We start from the raw sequence: 14998 nt of genomic DNA, 5'->3' as shown, positions 1-14998 counted from the left end.
GTGTCTACTCCACTCAATCCTGTCGCGGCAATAGCTGCCGCGCCGCTGCCGAATACCATCCGCACTCCGTGGAGCGAATTCTGGCGCAAATTCAAGAAGCAGCACCTGGCGGTCGTGGCCGGCTGCTTCGTGCTGTTTCTGATCGTGGTAGCGATTGCCGCGCCTTGGATAACACCTTACGACGCTGAGAATTTTTTTGATTACGACGCATTGAATGCAGGGCCGTCGCTGACGCACTGGTTCGGCGTCGACTCCCTGGGCCGCGATATTTTCAGCCGGATCCTGATGGGCACCCGCATTTCCCTCACCGCCGGTTTTTCATCGGTGGCGGTGGGCGCGGTGATCGGCACGTTCGCCGGCCTGATTGCGGGTTATTACGAAGGTTGGGCAGAACGCATCATCATGCGCATCTGCGACGTGCTGTTTGCGTTCCCCGGCATCTTGCTGGCGATCGGCATTGTGGCGATTCTCGGTAACGGCATGACGAACGTGGTCTTCGCCGTGGCGATTTTCAGCATCCCGACTTTTGCCCGGCTGGTGCGCGGCAATACGCTGGCACTGAAGCACCTGACCTTCATCGAAGCGGTGCGCAGCATCGGCGCCAGCGATAGCACCATCATCCTGCGTCACATTTTCCCCGGCACGGTATCGGCAGTGGTGGTGTACTTCACCATGCGTATCGGCACTTCCATCATCACTGCCGCCAGCCTGTCTTTCCTCGGCATGGGTGCGCAACCGCCGATGCCGGAATGGGGGGCGATGCTGCATGAAGCGCGCTCCGACATGATGACGGCGCCGCATATTGCGATTTTCCCGAGCCTGGCAATTTTCCTGACGGTATTGGCTTTCAACCTGCTGGGTGATGGCCTGCGTGACGCCCTTGATCCAAAAATCGACCGCCGCTGATGCTTGCCCTTCCTCACATTGGCAGGCTACCTGCCGGCCCCCTGAACGCCATCAGCGACGTCGTCGGCGTTACTGTCGGCCACACCACGTTAGCGCAAGGCGCGCTGCAAACAGGCGTGACGGTGATCCGCCCGCATCAGGGCGATCCGTTTCGCGACAAGGTGCCGGCAGCGGCAACGGTGTTCAACGGCTTTGGCAAAAGCATCGGACTGGTGCAGGTGCAGGAATTGGGCCTGCTTGAAACGCCGATTGCGCTAACCAATACCTTGTCGGTCGGCAGCGTGGCGACGGCTCAGATCATTTCTGCGATCCAGGCCAATCCCGAGATCGGACGCAGCGACCCCACGGTCAACCCGCTGGTATTCGAATGCAATGACGGTTATCTGAACGATATCCAGGCGATGGCGATCAATGCCGAACATTATCAGCAAGCGCTGGCCAACACTGCGCCTGAGTTTGCCCAAGGTGCGGTCGGCGCGGGGCGTGGCATGTCATGTTTCGACCTCAAGGGTGGCATTGGCTCGGCTTCACGCTATGCAACCATCGGCGACCAGCAATATTGCGTTGGCGCGCTGGTACTCGCCAACTTCGGCAAACTGGCGGCGCTGACGCTGGCGGGCAAGCATATCGGCGAAGAATTGATCCGTTTGCGGCAAGCGGTCGCAGAAAGCCCCGAGATGGGATCGATCATCATGATTATTGCAACCGATGCGCCGCTGGATGCGCGCCAGCTGGGGCGGTTGGCAACCCGCTGCGGCGTCGGCCTGGGCCGTACCGGTTCGATCTATGGCCATGGCAGCGGCGACCTGGCTTTAGCTTTTTCGACAGCGCAGACGGTGTCATATCGCGCCTGCAGCGTGCTACGACGATCCTTTTCCTTGTACGACAATTTGCTGGACCCGCTGTTTGAGGCAGTAGTCGACAGCACCGAACAAGCCATCGTCAATGCGTTGTTTGCCGCAGAAACCGTCATCGGCCGTGATGGTCATCAGCGCCAATCCCTACGTCAAGCGGCAGCCGTCCTACCTTAGTCTCTTCTACAAATAAACGACAATGAAAATTCTTATTTCCGTTGATATCGAAGGCGTTGCCGGCGTATTCCATCCGGAACAAACCCGCGCCGGCAATGCCGAATACGAACGTGCGCGGCGCCTGATGACAGCCGAAGCCAATGCCGTAATCGAAGGCGCGCTGGCTGCCGGCGCGACCGAGATTTTGGTGAACGACTCGCACGGCGGTTTCCGCAACCTGCTGCCCGACCTGCTGCACCCCGCCGCCAAGGCCATTCTCGGCAAACCGCGCTTATTAGGCATGATGAGTGGCGTCGAGCACGGCGTCGCAGGCGTAATGATGGTCGGCTACCATGGCCGTTCGCAAAGCCGCGGCATCCTGGCCCACACCATCAACAGTTTTGCATTCGCCCGCGTCTGGCTAAACGATCAAGAGTTAGGCGAAGCAGGTATCTACGGCGCCCTCGCCGGCGAATTCAGCGTACCGGTGATTTTCGGCAGCGGCGACAATGTTTTTGTTGAAGAAAACCAGCCGCTATTTCCGCAAGCCACGCTAGTCACCATCAAAACCGCGGATGGCGCCGGCAGCGGAACATCGCTATCACCGCAAAGTGCATTGGCCATATTGAATGAAGGTGCGAAAGCTGCAGTCGGCAAGATTACAACCTGCCGTCCATTCGTCCTGCCGCCCACCATCACATGCAAGCTGCAAACCACCAACCCGGCGCTAGCCGACCTGTTCTGTCAATTGCCGATAATTGAACGGATCGACGGCGTCAATCTCACATTTTCTGCGCCGTCTGTTCAATACACAGTGCGGGTACTGAACAGTTTGTCGGCTATGTCTTTTATGCTGCGGTAGCGGCGAAAACAAAGTGCAAAGAACGGGATTTTGACGTTGCAGTTGCAGTTGCAGTTGCTTTTGAATTTGAATTTGAAGTCCGCATTGGGACGTTGCCAAATGTGGTGCGTGTCAGTCGGGAATTGTGGGAAGACATGTTTGAGCGCAGCGAGTTGGTCTTTCCACCCGACTGATGCGCGCCACATTTGGGGACCTGACCGAAGGGAAGGCAATGGCTTTGCGGTCGCCTTTCTTTGCGTACTTTCTTTGGCGAAGCAAAGAAAGTATGCGGCTGCCGGGCCGCCCCCGGCATGCATCCACGGAGTAGCTACCCTTTCAATTAACGTGAATCTCCGTCGCATGCAACAGCAAGCACTCCGTGGTCCGTTAAAAGGGGTCAGAGTAATTTACGACGATACAACTGTCGTAAAAAAACTCTGACCCCATTTAACTGCAATCCGCAGTACCAGATGCCTGCGACCAACTGCACCAACAATGCAATCGCCCACGATGCCCTGTGCGCAACCACGGCATAACTGCCCGCATCGTGCGGCCAGGCGTTGAGTAACAGTCCGAAACCATACTGCACAACAAACGCCCCGGCAAAGATCGCCAATGTCAAACCGGTGCTGACACGGCCCGCCAGATGCGCCGGAAATTCGCGCACCAGAGCCGCATACGTCAACACTCCAGAAGTACCAAACACACCGTACATGCTCCACAACAGCCAATCAGGTAAAGGTGCACCAAGCACTATCAGCAATTGCGCCAGCATGAACAAAAACATCCCCGCACCAGCAGTAGCATGCAAAGAAATCCCACGCTGCTGCAAACGACGCGCCAACCACCCCGAGCCGACCGCACCGACCACCATCGCCAGGCCAACCAGCGCCACGATATTAGCCGCAGCGGCAGCAGGCAACTGACTCACATCCCGCAAATACGGCCCGGCCCACAATCCCTGAACCCCAAGAAACACACCTTGGCTAGCCATCACAAAAGGCGCAGTACGCCAAAACACCGCGCTACCGAAAATACCCCCAATGTCACGCAATTGCGCCGCAAGACTACTCTTGGGATGCTGCTCATCCTTTTCCGGCACCAACGTAAACAAAGCCAGCACGATCATCAGGATCAGCACAGCCACCACCACGAACAACACACGCCAGGTAGTCAAACCCAAAGCCCACGCAATCGGCGTCCCGGTAGCAACCGCACCCAAACCACCAATCGCATAGATGGCGCCGTTCATCAAAGGCAAGTGATCATGCGGAAACCAGGCGACAATCGCCTTCAAACCAGCCATCAGGCAAGCCGATGTGCCAACCCCCAGCAACAGGCGGCCGATCAGCAAGCTGCCAAACCCATGCGCGTTAGCCGACACCACGGCACCGGCTGCAGCCAGCAGCAGCATACAAGCCAATACCCGGCGCGGACCAAAGCGGTCCAGCAAAATGCCAAGCGGCAGCTGGCAGGCAGCGAAAGCAAAGAAATACAAACTGGTCAGCAGCCCCAACTGCGCCGGCGACAAACCAAGTTCGCTGCTAAGCAAAGGCGCCAGCGGCAGATTGATACCGCGCGCCAGATAGGAAATGAAATAACCTGAAGAAAATATCAGGAAAATACGAGTAGCGAGTTTCATAGTCGTTCACTAATAAAAACGGAGTACAACGATAGTAAAGAGCAAATTAACCAAAAGCCAACGAAGTGTTTTATCCTTATATGTGAATGGAATTAACCGATTGCATAACGGCAGCAAATACAATACGCAAGCAAACCCCTCACCACCATGTTTGAAAGACTGCCCCCAACCCAAACCCTGCGCGCCTTTGAAGCCGCCGCACGACTAGGCAACTACACCCGGGCCGGAGAAGAACTGCATCTGACGCACAGCGCCATCAGCCACCAGATCCGCGCCCTTGAACAGCGCATCGGACGCAAACTGTTCCAGCGCGAAGGCCGGCAAATGGTGCTGACCGATGGCGGCCGCTTGCTTGCAGAGGAAGTACGGCAAGCACTGCTGGCGCTGGACCGGGCGCTGCAGATAGGCAAGGTTGAACGTCACCAAGCAGCGCAAACGCTACGCGTCAGCGCTTCGCCCTCGTTCGCCAGCGCATGGCTGGTGCCCCGGCTGGCCGCATTTCACCAACAGCATCCGCACATCGACATCAGCTTGCGCAGCACGCACGAACTGAGCGAGCTGGATTTCAGCGACGCCGACGTCGCCATCTGGTACGGCCGCGCCGGACACAAGAATTTTCGTTATCAACGCTTGCTGAAGGAAGTGATTTTCCCGGTATGCAGCCCGGCGTTCGGTGCCAGCCATCCGGCCATCACGCCGCGTGATTTGCCACGCTATCCTTTGCTGCGATTTGCCCACCATGGTGGCTGGGAGCCATGGTTTGCCGCAGCAGGCATCCAACACGGCGAGCCGCAAACCGGTCCGGTTTACGACGATCCGATGCATCTGCTGGATGCCGCCGCTGCCGATCAAGGCATCGCGCTCGCCCGCAGCTGCCTGGTGCACAACCATCTCGCCAGCGGCCGCCTGATCCGCCTGTTCGACATCACCGCTCCGGCACGTGGCACTTATTTCTCAGTCTCGCCTTTCGATACCGGGAAAGCGGCGGCTATCACCGACTTCCAGGACTGGCTGTGTGCAATCCTGTCTGACGTAACAATAGAAAAATAGAGAAATAGAGAAATAGAGAAATAGAGAAGTTGAGGAATAGAGGAATACAAACCAATGCCAACTATCACCACGCTGACGCTATACCCGATCAAATCCTGCGCCGGGATAGACCTGCCGGCAGCAACCGTCACCACCACCGGCCTCTGCCATCGGCACGTGCATGACCGTGAATGGATGCTAGTCGACAGCACCGGCCACTTTCTATCGCAGCGCAGCCATGCCGTGATGGCGTTGATCTTCCCGGTTCTGCAACCTGACGCCATGACCGTGCATGCGCCGGATATGCCGCCGCTTGAGATTGCGACTGCGGCGCTGGCTGCCGGATCGCTACCGACCGTCACAGTGCGGATCTGGGACGACAGCGTCACCGCGCACGATTGCGGCGACCTGGCTGCCGGCTGGTTCTCGCGTGTCATCGGCCTGCCCTGCCGACTGGTGCGCTTTGACCCCGCATGCAGACGCCTGGCCAGTAAAAAATGGACCCGTGACAGCGAGGCACCAACCCGCTTTTCGGATGGTTTCCCGATGCTGTTGATATCGCAGGAATCGCTCGACGATTTAAATCAGAAGTTGCAGGCACAAGGCCGCGCGGCATTGCCGATGAACCGTTTCCGGCCCAACATCGTGATCGACGGCGTGGAAGCTTTTGAAGAGGATTTCGCCGCGGTTATCCGGGCCGGACAAACATCTTTGCAACCAGTGAAGCCATGCACCCGTTGCCCGATGCCGGCCATCGACCAGGCCACCGGCGAATACGGCCCCGATCCTATGGATATCCTGATGACCTACCGCGCCAATCCGCGTGTCGACGGCGGCGTCACTTTTGGCATCAATACGATATTGCTGGAAGGAGATGGCGAAATCCTGCGCGTCGGGCAGGAGATCGAAGTAGAACTTGCGTTCTAGGGAGTTACTGCGTCTTGGCGGTGGATGGAGCCGCCAGCTCAGCCTGCAAGCGCTCGTACTTGGCTTGCAACTGCTCTTTGGATTCATGCCAGGCCGGATCCAGCGGAATGCAGCTGACCGGGCACACTTGCTGGCACTGCGGCTCATTGAAATGGCCGACGCACTCAGTACATTTGTGCGGGTCGATTTCGTAAATCAGCGGCCCCATGTAAATCGCACCGTTCGGGCACTCCGGCTCGCATACGTCGCAATTAATACAGTCGTCGGTGATCAATAAAGCCATTGCACTACTCTTTTAAATCAAGTTGCCGCGGGATCGAATGATCCCGCCTTACTACCTTGCGGTTATTTTAATCCCGTTAGAGATTCGCCGCAGCGAAGCTCCTTAAGGCTGCTGCCCGTCCAGCTTTTCCTTCAGCCATTTTTCGACCGAAGGGAAGACGAACTTGGAGACATCGCCGCCCAGCGTTGCAATCTCACGGACGATGGTGCCGGAGATAAACTGGTACTGGTCCGACGGTGTCAGGAACAAGGTTTCCACGTCCGGCAGCAGATAACGGTTCATGCCGGCCATCTGGAACTCGAACTCGAAGTCGGAGACTGCGCGCAAGCCGCGCACAATCACGTTGGCATCGTGTTGCCGCACAAAATCCTTGAGCAAGCCGGAAAAACTTTCCACCTGCACATTGGGATAATGGCCCAGCACCTCGTTCGCAATCGACAAGCGCTCTTCCAGAGAGAAAAACGGTTTTTTGTTTTTACTGTCGGCGACGCCTACTACCAATTTGTCGAACAACCCGGATGCGCGACGCACCAGATCTTCGTGGCCGCGTGTGAGCGGATCGAACGTTCCCGGATAAACTGCAGTGACCATCTTCTTCCCCTTGCACCCCAATCAGATCGCGCATTATGCCTGAATTTACATCAGCCAGAATGCCCTTGCTTTTTCAACAAGTGGTAAAACACACTACCAGCCTTGTCAGCCCGCAATAGTTGCCAACCGTTCAGCCACGACGGTAAAGCGTCCTCTTGCAACGCGAATTCGGACTCCAGGTACAGCAAACCATGCTCGGCCAGCAAACCCTCGCATTGCGGCAGCACCTTTTCCAGCCAGCCCTGCTGATACGGCGGATCGAGGAAAATCAGATCGAAACGTCCGGTATCGGCACCGGCCTCGATCCTGGCCTTACTTAGCCAGGTTACCGCATCGCCGCGCAAAATCCGCACCTGGCTGGCATCCAGCTTGGTTTTGGTGGTTTCGAGCTGGCGTGCGGCCGGTGTATTGTGCTCGATCATCGTCACTTCCAGTGCGCCCCGGCTGGCGGCTTCAAATCCTAGCGCGCCGGTGCCGGCAAACAGGTCGAGGCAACGGACCGTGCTCCAGTTGCCGTCAAGCAAATGTGTCAGCCAATTGAACAAGGTCTCGCGCACCCGATCCGGCGTCGGCCGCAAGCCTTCGCTATCCAATACCGCCAACGGCGTACGCTTCCAGGCGCCGCCAATGATTCGGACCTGGCGCGCCAATGGCGGCTTGAAGGTATGCACTGGTGTCTTCGGTGGCTTTTTGTTGCTTGGTTTTTTCATTAATTTTAATAAAAATGGGGAAATTTGCTGGAATTTCGTCAATTCAGCGGGATTCTGACAGCAGCCATGCCGCTAACTGCCATGATCAACGGGACTATCCCTAATTTGACAGGCTGCGCTCTGATAGAATGCCGGAGATTGTACCTCTTGTGCAGTAGCCCTGACCGGCTACTGCAACGCCCTATTTCACCGCCTTACAGATCAGGCCTCAGATGTTTAGTTTCTTCAAGAAAAAACCGAAACCCGAAGTTGCACCCTTGCCAGAATCTTCTGCGCCAACGGAATTAGTGCAGATGGAAAGATTGGAAACAGCGGCAGAGAGCGCTGCGGAGGTTACACCAGATACAGCAGCTCCTGTTGCCGCGGGCGCCGTGCCGGCCGTCGCGGTGGAAGTTGAAACTGAAGCGGATGCCGAAGTTGCAGCCGAAATCATCCCGGCGCCGGTGGCCGCAGAACAAAAGCGCTCCTGGCTGTCACGCTTGAAAACCGGACTGTCGAAAACCTCGTCCAACCTGAGCATCTTGTTCGTCGGCGCCAAGATCGATGACGATTTGTACGAAGAATTGGAATCGGCACTGCTGGTTTCCGACGCTGGCGTCGAAGCTACCCATTTCCTGCTCAACGCGCTGAAAAAGAAGGTCAAGGAAGACAAGCTGACCGAAGCCGCCCAGGTCAAGGCGGCGTTGCGCAGCTTGCTGATCGATTTACTCAGCCCCTTGCAAAAGCCACTGGTACTGGATCAGCACCAACCGCTGGTGATGATGATCGCCGGCGTCAACGGCGCCGGCAAGACCACCACCATCGGCAAACTGGCCAAGCATCTGCAAGCCCATAAACAATCGGTATTGCTGGCTGCCGGCGATACCTTCCGCGCTGCTGCGCGCGAACAATTGACGATTTGGGGCGAACGCAATAACGTCACGGTGATTTCGCAGGAATCCGGCGATCCGGCGGCAGTGGCGTTCGACGCCGTGCATTCGGCGCAGGCGCGCGGCACCAATGTAGTCATGGTCGATACTGCCGGCCGCCTGCCGACGCAATTGCACCTGATGGACGAGCTGAAGAAGATCAAGCGCGTCATCGGCAAAGGCATGGCCACTGCACCGCACGAAATATTGCTGGTCATCGACGGCAACACCGGCCAGAACGCGCTGGCGCAAGTCAAGGCTTTCGACGATGCGCTGGGGCTGACCGGCCTGGTGATTACCAAACTGGATGGCACTGCCAAAGGCGGCGTGCTGGCGGCTATCGCCACCACGCGCGCGATCCCGGTGTATTTCATCGGCGTCGGCGAACAGATTGAAGACTTGCAACCGTTTGATGCCGCCGAATTTGTGGACGCACTGCTAAGTTAATTTCGAATCCTTTGATTCCGACTCATTTATTGGACTATTGGACCCTTGCCATTCCATGATTGAATTCAACCAGGTCTCCAAAAAATACGCGCGTGATGTAGTCGCGCTGCGCGATATCACGCTGACGGTTAACAAGGGCGACTTGATTTTCCTGGCCGGCCCTTCCGGCGCCGGAAAAACCACGCTGCTCAACCTGATTGCGGCAATTGAGCGCCCTAGCAGCGGGACCTTGACTGTCAGCGGCGCCAACGTCGGCAAATTGAAATCTTCCGGCCTGCCTTATCTGCGGCGCAACCTCGGATTGATCCTGCAACAGCAAAAACTGCTGCAGGATCGTACCGTGCTGGCCAATGTCATGCTGCCGCTGCTGGTTACCGGCGCCACCCGTTCCGAAGCTGAAAAGCGGGCCCGGGCGGCACTTGATAAAGTCGGCCTGCTGGACAAGGCAGCGACTGATCCGAAGGCCCTGTCAGGCGGCGAGCAGCAGCGTGTATCTATCGCCCGTGCGATCGTCAACCGGCCGCAAATCATCCTGGCCGACGAACCGACCGCCAATCTCGATCGCGACAACGCCAACAAAGTGCTGGATGCGCTCCGGTCGTTTCATGCAGTCGGCGTGACCTGCCTGATATCCACCCATGACGAGCAATTCCTGAACAGCGCCAACCGCGTGGTGTTTCTCGATCAAGGACAAATTGTGGACCACTGGCAGAATTCCGCCGTGGTTAGTCACAACAGCCACAACGGAGGTGCAGCATGAAGAGCTGGCTCCGACAACATCTGTTTGCCATCAGCGATGCCCTCACCCATCTGTTCAAGGCGCCGGGCGGCTTTGCGCTGAATGTGCTGGTGGTGGCAATTGCGCTGGCGCTGCCGTTTGGCGGCCTGACTTTGATAGAAAACGTGCGCCCGGTCTCCGAGCAACTGGCAGTAGAACCGGAAATCAGCGTCTTCATGGCGCTCGATGCGGCACGCGACAAGACGACTGCGCTGGCCAAACCTATCAATACGATTTTGCAGCGACACAACAGCGCGGCTAAAGTCTTGTTCATTCCGCGCGAAGACGCTTTGATCAGCCTGAAAAACAAAACCGGCATGGATGACGCCCTGACGACTCTGGGCCAGAATCCTTTGCCGGATGCCTATGTGTTGAAGCTGGCCGGTTTCCACGATGCGCCAGACGCCGGGCGTATCGATACCATTGCGGCTGATCTGAAAGCGTTGCCCGGCGTCGATACCGTACAAGTCGATTCGGAGTGGGTCAAACGGCTGGCGGCACTGTTGGGAATCCTGCGCATGGTGCTGCTGTTCCTGGCTAGCACGCTGGCGGTGGTGGTGGTGGCTGTGGTGTTCAATACCGTGCGCCTGCAAGTGCTGACCCAACGCGAAGAAATTGCCGTCGCCAAGCTGGTCGGCGCTACCGATGCGTTTATCCACCGGCCGTTTTATTACACCGGCGCGCTGCTCGGCCTGTGCGCCGGCGGCCTGGCCCTGAGCGCTGTGGCGCTTGGTTTGCAACCGCTGAACCAGGCAATTGCCGAATTCGCCCGTTTGTATGCATCCGAGTTCCGCCTGTTGCCGCTGAACTGGCTGGCTAGCATTGTGTTGCTGGCGATCAGCGCCGGCCTCGGACTGATCGGCGCATTGCTGTCGGTGCGGCGACATCTGGCGCGCCTCGCCTGAATCCAGAATCAGAGCATCGACATGTTCCACCACCCGTCCGAATTCGTCACCTTCAAGACCAGCCCGCATCTGCCGGGCGTGGAATTGTATTCGGCGCGGCTGGTCGATCACGCATTTGCGCCGCATGTGCACGATGCGTATTCGCTGGGTGCGATTGAAACCGGGGTTGAACGGTTCCGCCACAAGGGTTCCCAACATCTGGCCCCGGCAGGCACGCTGGTGTTATTGAATCCCGACGAATTGCACGACGGCCATGCCGAGATCGCCGCCGGCTGGACTTACCAGATGCTGTTTATCGAGCCGCAGCTACTGCAAGAACTGACTGGCAGCGAGGCTTATTTCCCCACTGCTACGGCTCACGATCCGGCGCTCGCAGACAGTTTTCAATTACTGTTCAAACGCATGTGGCAGGCGCCGGACGACCTGGCTTTTGTATCGCATTTCACGGTATTGATCGACGAGGTAATCCGACGCTATGGCAAGAATCTGCGGCCGGCACCCGCGCTGACGGCCAGCCAGCCACGTCGCGTGCTGGCAATGCGGCGCGTGATCGATTGCATCGAGGCAAATCTGGAGCAGACTTTGCACATCGACACTTTGGCGGCTGAGGCTGGCATGTCGATGTTCCATTTTGTACGGGAATTCTCGGCCCAGTTTCACGCCACCCCGCATCAATACCTGCAAGCGCGCCGGACCACCCGCGCAAAAACCTTGCTGGCCCAGCGCAGCACGCCAACCGATGCCGCCGCAGCCGTCGGACTGGCCGATCAAAGCCACCTGACGCGCTGGTTCAAGCGCGCCTACGGTGTCACGCCAGCGCAGTATCAACAGCAAATTGGTACAAGACCGCTAAGCTGAAGACGGGCATGATGAGTAAATTGCCATTACTTGTCTTTGAACCCTACCTTGACTTTTCCATGCCATCTCATCAATTAATTGCAGGACCCGCTGCAGGACCCATTCTATGCTGATCGGCCTGTTATGCGCCTTGGGTGCCGGCCTGATGTGGGGACTGGTGTTCGTCGCGCCTCTGATGTTGCCCGACTACCCTGGCCTGATGCTGTCGTTCGGCCGTTATGTGGCGTTCGGCCTGATCGCGCTGGTGCCGGCTGTGCTTGACCGCAAGCGCGTAATTGCGCTGACCCGGGCCGACTGGCGCGCCGCCCTGAAACTTTCGCTGATCGGCAACCTGTTGTATTACGCCGCACTGGCGACTGCGATCCAGCTAGCCGATGCGCCGCTGCCGACCATGCTGATCGGCACCTTGCCAGTAGTGATTTCGGTATTCTCCAACTGGTCGCCGGGACACGGGGCAGAAAGCGTCGCCTGGCGTCGCCTGGCGCCGTCGCTGGTGATTATCACGATCGGCATCCTGTGTGTGAACAGCGCTGAGCTGACGCATATGCGGCTGGCGGGCAGCAGCAACACGCGCTCTATTTCGGACTATGTCCTGGGCTGTCTGATTGCAGCGGCTGCGGTCGGCGCCTGGACCTGGTATCCGATTGTCAATGCCCGCTATCTGCGCGCCAATCCGCATATCAGCTCCTCCACCTGGGCTACCGCGCAAGGTTTGGCAACCTTGCCGCTGGCGCTGATCGGATTGTTCGGATATGGCGCCTACCTGAAGCTGGCGGGTGGCTCCTATGACTTTCCGTTCGGCCCGCGGCCACTGCAATTTGTCGGCTTGATGCTAGTCATCGGCCTGTGCGCTTCCTGGATCGGCATCCTGCTCTGGAACAAGGCTAGCCAGCATTTGCCGACCGCGCTGCTGGCGCAGCTGATTGTGTTCGAAACCCTGTCGGCCCTGCTGTATGCCTTCATTTTCCGCGATGCGATGCCAGGCGCGCTAGTCATGACCGGCGTAGCGCTACTATGCCTGGGTATAGTTTTCGGTGTGCGCACCTTTCAGCATCAGATACCATAGGGGCTGTTTCCATTTTGCAGCCAGCTGCGCTATCCCGTGAAATCTGCTCGCTTGAAATCTTCCCGCTTGTTTGCCTGCTCGCTGACTGCTTGCGCCCTACTGGCGCTGGCGGCCTGCTCGCCCAAGTTCAACTGGCGCGAAGTCCGTAGCAAAGACGCTCCTTACAGCGTATTGCTGCCCGCCAAACCATCAACCTTTGCCCGTCCTATCGATCTCGACGGCGTACCGGTGACGATGACCATGACTGCCGCCAAGGTGGACGACACGGTATTCGCAGTCGGCAGCGCCACCCTGCCCGACGCCGCCAAGGCGCATGCGGCATTGATCGCGATGAAAACCGCGCTGGTGAAAAATATCAACGGCACCGTCAAGGTCGAGAAAACCACCGCAGCTGCCAGTAACGCTCAGGGCACACCGGGCCTGTCAGCCAGTATCGACGTGGAAGCGGTCGGCGCCACGCCTGGTGGCAAGCCGGAAGTCCTGTTCGGGCATTTCGTCAGCAAAGACAAGGAAATCTATCAAGTCATCGTGATGGGGCCGGAAAAGGGCGTTTCACGGGAAAACGCGGAGACTTTCATTTCGTCGTTCAAGCACAATTAGCATTGCCGGCATTGAAAATCCCAGATACCGTGCCCACACTGTAACCAGCGGTGACAGCAGTAGCGAGCCCCCTAACAAAGGGGTATTCTGTACAATGTCTTCTTTCATCAAAAACAATATTCTGAGGTTCTATGTTAGTTACATTCAAATCCAAGGCATCGGCCGAAGTCACCATGTTCGAAAACGACGCAAAGCGTATCCTCGACCTGTTGCATAAAGACGTGAAAATCGGCGTGATTACCGCTGCAGAAGGAACAGCAGCGATTGCCTTGCTGGAAGCCGAAACATCGGAAAGCCGTGCCCACCCGGTATCCGACACCGTGCAGCATGACATCGCCGCCCATCACAGCGAAGCCGGTGACGACACCGGTCATGAGCCAGTGCAGACCGTCACCTTTGCCAACAAAATTTATCCTTTGCTGGAAATGTTGCGCGAAGCGCACAAGCACAATAACGACGTACTCTGGGGCGTTTGATGACCGCTGGTCTTGAGCAACAGCTTACGACCGAAGACGGCATCCCTCTCTCCGTTACCGACTGGCTGCCTGATCCCGGTGTCCCGGTGACAGGCAGTATCCTGTTGATGCACGGACTGGGCGAGCATGCCGGGCGTTATGCCCATGTAGTACGCTTTTTCAATCGCTGCGGCCTGCTGGTGCGCAGCTACGATCACCGCGGCCACGGCCGCTCCGGCGGTCCGCGCGGCGATGTGCCGGACCAGACCGCCTTGTTGCGCGATGCCAAGCTGGTGCTGGACGATCTCAGCCGCCAGCAGCAGCTGCGTTATCCGGAACTGGCAACCAGCGCTCCCTTATTGTTCGGCCATAGCATGGGCGGCTTGTTCGCCGCACGCTTTGCGGTAGCTGGAATGTCTCCCTTGCGCGGCCTGATTTTATCCTCGCCGGGCCTGGCCTTGCGCTTGAGCCGGGTTCAACTGGGCTTGCTCAAAATGATGTCAGTGCTGGCTCCCGGCCTGGCGGTCCCCAACGGTCTGGATGTCAATCACCTGTCGCACGATCCGGCGGTTGCCCAAGCCTATGGTGACGATCCGCTGGTGCATAACAAGATTAGCGCGCGCTTGCTGAGCAGCATGCTGCTTGCAGGGAAATTCGCCCTGGACCAGGCGCACACCCTGGCAATCCCGACGCTGCTGGTGATTGCCGGCGACGACCGCATCATCGATCCAGACGGCAGCCGCCGTTTTTTTGCTGCTTTGGCACCCGCGATTGCCACGCTGCGCGACTACGACGGCATGTATCACGAAATTTTCAATGAAATCGGCGCCGAGCGGGTTTTTGCGGATGTCCGCCGCTGGCTCGATGCTTTGCCCGCACTGCAGCCTCTGGCAGCATCAACCCCCGCTTTGGTGAACTGATATCGTTTCACACCAATCGAAAAATTGCTCGTTCGACATTTATGTCCTTGCCCGGCTAATCCGCTACTGCAAACGAATATTGCCGTCAAGAAATTTTGAGATTTCGCCGAATTTCACCGAAT

At 57.7% G+C, this 14998-nt stretch carries 17 protein-coding genes; 13 read left to right on the top strand and 4 right to left on the bottom strand.

Translation table 11 applies throughout. The features are described 5' to 3' along the window. The 3 genes from gsiD to BM205_RS09400 are packed head-to-tail and all read left to right on the top strand — an operon-like array spanning position 1 to position 2778. Positions 1-906 carry a glutathione ABC transporter permease GsiD gene (gene gsiD / locus BM205_RS09410; RefSeq protein WP_092414289.1) on the top strand — a complete coding sequence of 302 codons (906 nt, stop codon included), beginning with the start codon at positions 1-3 and terminating at the stop codon, positions 904-906. Continuing rightward, on the top strand, positions 906-1937 hold the full coding sequence (locus BM205_RS09405; RefSeq protein ID WP_092414238.1) for a DmpA family aminopeptidase: 1032 nt from the start codon (positions 906-908) through the stop codon (positions 1935-1937). Before gsiD ends, BM205_RS09405 begins: the two co-directional genes overlap by 1 nt. A 22-nt stretch (positions 1938-1959) precedes the next feature. Then, on the top strand, positions 1960-2778 hold the full coding sequence (locus BM205_RS09400) for a M55 family metallopeptidase (RefSeq protein ID WP_092414237.1): 819 nt from the start codon (positions 1960-1962) through the stop codon (positions 2776-2778). Positions 2779-3154: 376 nt separating this feature from the next. Here BM205_RS09400 and BM205_RS09395 read toward each other — a convergent pair whose 3' ends face one another. Then, positions 3155-4399, bottom strand: a complete 1245-nt coding sequence (locus tag BM205_RS09395; protein ID WP_092414236.1) for an MFS transporter — start codon at positions 4397-4399, stop codon at positions 3155-3157. Positions 4400-4546: 147 nt separating this feature from the next. On the opposite strand from BM205_RS09395, the gene gcvA reads away from it, so the two are divergent. Together gcvA and BM205_RS09385 are read left to right on the top strand one after the other, a co-directional pair. After that, entirely contained in the window at positions 4547-5449 is a 903-nt protein-coding gene (gene gcvA / locus BM205_RS09390) for a transcriptional regulator GcvA (RefSeq protein ID WP_092414235.1), read from the top strand. Between the two features lie 54 nt (positions 5450-5503). Further along, on the top strand, positions 5504-6355 hold the full coding sequence (locus BM205_RS09385) for an MOSC domain-containing protein (protein WP_092414234.1): 852 nt from the start codon (positions 5504-5506) through the stop codon (positions 6353-6355). 4 nt (positions 6356-6359) lie between these two features. Here the strand turns inward: BM205_RS09385 and BM205_RS09380 are convergent, their stop codons facing one another. The 3 genes from BM205_RS09380 to rsmD all read right to left on the bottom strand — a co-directional run bounded on the left by BM205_RS09380 (position 6360) and on the right by rsmD (position 7939). Then, on the bottom strand, positions 6360-6638 hold the full coding sequence (locus BM205_RS09380) for a YfhL family 4Fe-4S dicluster ferredoxin (RefSeq protein ID WP_092414233.1): 279 nt from the start codon (positions 6636-6638) through the stop codon (positions 6360-6362). A gap of 102 nt (positions 6639-6740) precedes the next feature. Next, a complete protein-coding gene (gene coaD, locus BM205_RS09375; protein ID WP_092414232.1) occupies positions 6741-7229 on the bottom strand; it encodes a pantetheine-phosphate adenylyltransferase in 489 nt (162 codons plus the stop codon). A 50-nt stretch (positions 7230-7279) separates the two neighbouring features. After that, a complete protein-coding gene (rsmD, locus tag BM205_RS09370) occupies positions 7280-7939 on the bottom strand; it encodes a 16S rRNA (guanine(966)-N(2))-methyltransferase RsmD (RefSeq protein ID WP_254783817.1) in 660 nt (219 codons plus the stop codon). Between the two features lie 212 nt (positions 7940-8151). On the opposite strand from rsmD, the gene ftsY reads away from it, so the two are divergent. From ftsY to BM205_RS09330, 8 genes are all read left to right on the top strand, one after another. Then, positions 8152-9294 carry a signal recognition particle-docking protein FtsY gene (gene ftsY, locus BM205_RS09365; protein ID WP_092414231.1) on the top strand — a complete coding sequence of 381 codons (1143 nt, stop codon included), beginning with the start codon at positions 8152-8154 and terminating at the stop codon, positions 9292-9294. A 55-nt stretch (positions 9295-9349) separates the two neighbouring features. After that, a complete protein-coding gene (locus BM205_RS09360; protein WP_092414230.1) occupies positions 9350-10054 on the top strand; it encodes a cell division ATP-binding protein FtsE in 705 nt (234 codons plus the stop codon). Then, positions 10051-10977, top strand: coding sequence for a permease-like cell division protein FtsX (gene ftsX / locus BM205_RS09355; RefSeq protein WP_092414229.1), 927 nt, complete (start codon positions 10051-10053; stop codon positions 10975-10977). The genes BM205_RS09360 and ftsX overlap by 4 nt, the downstream gene beginning before the upstream one ends. Positions 10978-10998: 21 nt before the next feature. Beyond that, a complete protein-coding gene (locus BM205_RS09350) occupies positions 10999-11835 on the top strand; it encodes an AraC family transcriptional regulator (RefSeq protein WP_092414228.1) in 837 nt (278 codons plus the stop codon). Positions 11836-11941: 106 nt separating this feature from the next. Beyond that, a complete protein-coding gene (locus BM205_RS09345; protein ID WP_092414227.1) occupies positions 11942-12901 on the top strand; it encodes a DMT family transporter in 960 nt (319 codons plus the stop codon). Positions 12902-12952: 51 nt separating this feature from the next. Next, positions 12953-13501: a hypothetical protein gene (locus BM205_RS09340; RefSeq protein ID WP_254783816.1), complete on the top strand. Its 549-nt coding sequence runs from the start codon at positions 12953-12955 to the stop codon at positions 13499-13501. 131 nt (positions 13502-13632) lie between these two features. Next, complete coding sequence (locus BM205_RS09335; protein WP_092414225.1) at positions 13633-13977, top strand: DUF1840 domain-containing protein; 345 nt, start codon at positions 13633-13635, stop codon at positions 13975-13977. Continuing rightward, positions 13977-14876, top strand: coding sequence for an alpha/beta hydrolase (locus BM205_RS09330; RefSeq protein WP_254783815.1), 900 nt, complete (start codon positions 13977-13979; stop codon positions 14874-14876). The genes BM205_RS09335 and BM205_RS09330 overlap by 1 nt, the downstream gene beginning before the upstream one ends. The last annotated feature ends 122 nt before the right edge of the window (positions 14877-14998 follow it).

Origin of the sequence: Collimonas sp. OK307, assembly GCF_900113705.1 — a bacterium.
Lineage (GTDB): Bacteria > Pseudomonadota > Gammaproteobacteria > Burkholderiales > Burkholderiaceae_D > Collimonas.
Note: the sequence above shows the minus strand (reverse complement) of the source record. Positions and strands in the feature narration are given on the sequence as shown.

What these genes read in the sequence shown, in the direction of transcription:
- BM205_RS09345 (WP_092414227.1), top strand. Translation starts at nt 11,942, where the DNA reads ATGCTGATCGGCCTGTTATGCGCCTTGGGTGCCGGCCTGATGTGGGGA.
- BM205_RS09405 (WP_092414238.1), top strand. Translation starts at nt 906, where the DNA reads ATGCTTGCCCTTCCTCACATTGGCAGGCTACCTGCCGGCCCCCTGAAC.
- BM205_RS09330 (WP_254783815.1), top strand. Translation starts at nt 13,977, where the DNA reads ATGACCGCTGGTCTTGAGCAACAGCTTACGACCGAAGACGGCATCCCT.
- BM205_RS09400 (WP_092414237.1), top strand. Translation starts at nt 1,960, where the DNA reads ATGAAAATTCTTATTTCCGTTGATATCGAAGGCGTTGCCGGCGTATTC.
- coaD (WP_092414232.1), bottom strand. Translation starts at nt 7,229, where the DNA reads ATGGTCACTGCAGTTTATCCGGGAACGTTCGATCCGCTCACACGCGGC.
- gcvA (WP_092414235.1), top strand. Translation starts at nt 4,547, where the DNA reads ATGTTTGAAAGACTGCCCCCAACCCAAACCCTGCGCGCCTTTGAAGCC.
- ftsX (WP_092414229.1), top strand. Translation starts at nt 10,051, where the DNA reads ATGAAGAGCTGGCTCCGACAACATCTGTTTGCCATCAGCGATGCCCTC.
- ftsY (WP_092414231.1), top strand. Translation starts at nt 8,152, where the DNA reads ATGTTTAGTTTCTTCAAGAAAAAACCGAAACCCGAAGTTGCACCCTTG.
- BM205_RS09350 (WP_092414228.1), top strand. Translation starts at nt 10,999, where the DNA reads ATGTTCCACCACCCGTCCGAATTCGTCACCTTCAAGACCAGCCCGCAT.
- BM205_RS09395 (WP_092414236.1), bottom strand. Translation starts at nt 4,399, where the DNA reads ATGAAACTCGCTACTCGTATTTTCCTGATATTTTCTTCAGGTTATTTC.
- rsmD (WP_254783817.1), bottom strand. Translation starts at nt 7,939, where the DNA reads ATGAAAAAACCAAGCAACAAAAAGCCACCGAAGACACCAGTGCATACC.
- BM205_RS09385 (WP_092414234.1), top strand. Translation starts at nt 5,504, where the DNA reads ATGCCAACTATCACCACGCTGACGCTATACCCGATCAAATCCTGCGCC.
- BM205_RS09380 (WP_092414233.1), bottom strand. Translation starts at nt 6,638, where the DNA reads ATGGCTTTATTGATCACCGACGACTGTATTAATTGCGACGTATGCGAG.
- BM205_RS09360 (WP_092414230.1), top strand. Translation starts at nt 9,350, where the DNA reads ATGATTGAATTCAACCAGGTCTCCAAAAAATACGCGCGTGATGTAGTC.
- BM205_RS09335 (WP_092414225.1), top strand. Translation starts at nt 13,633, where the DNA reads ATGTTAGTTACATTCAAATCCAAGGCATCGGCCGAAGTCACCATGTTC.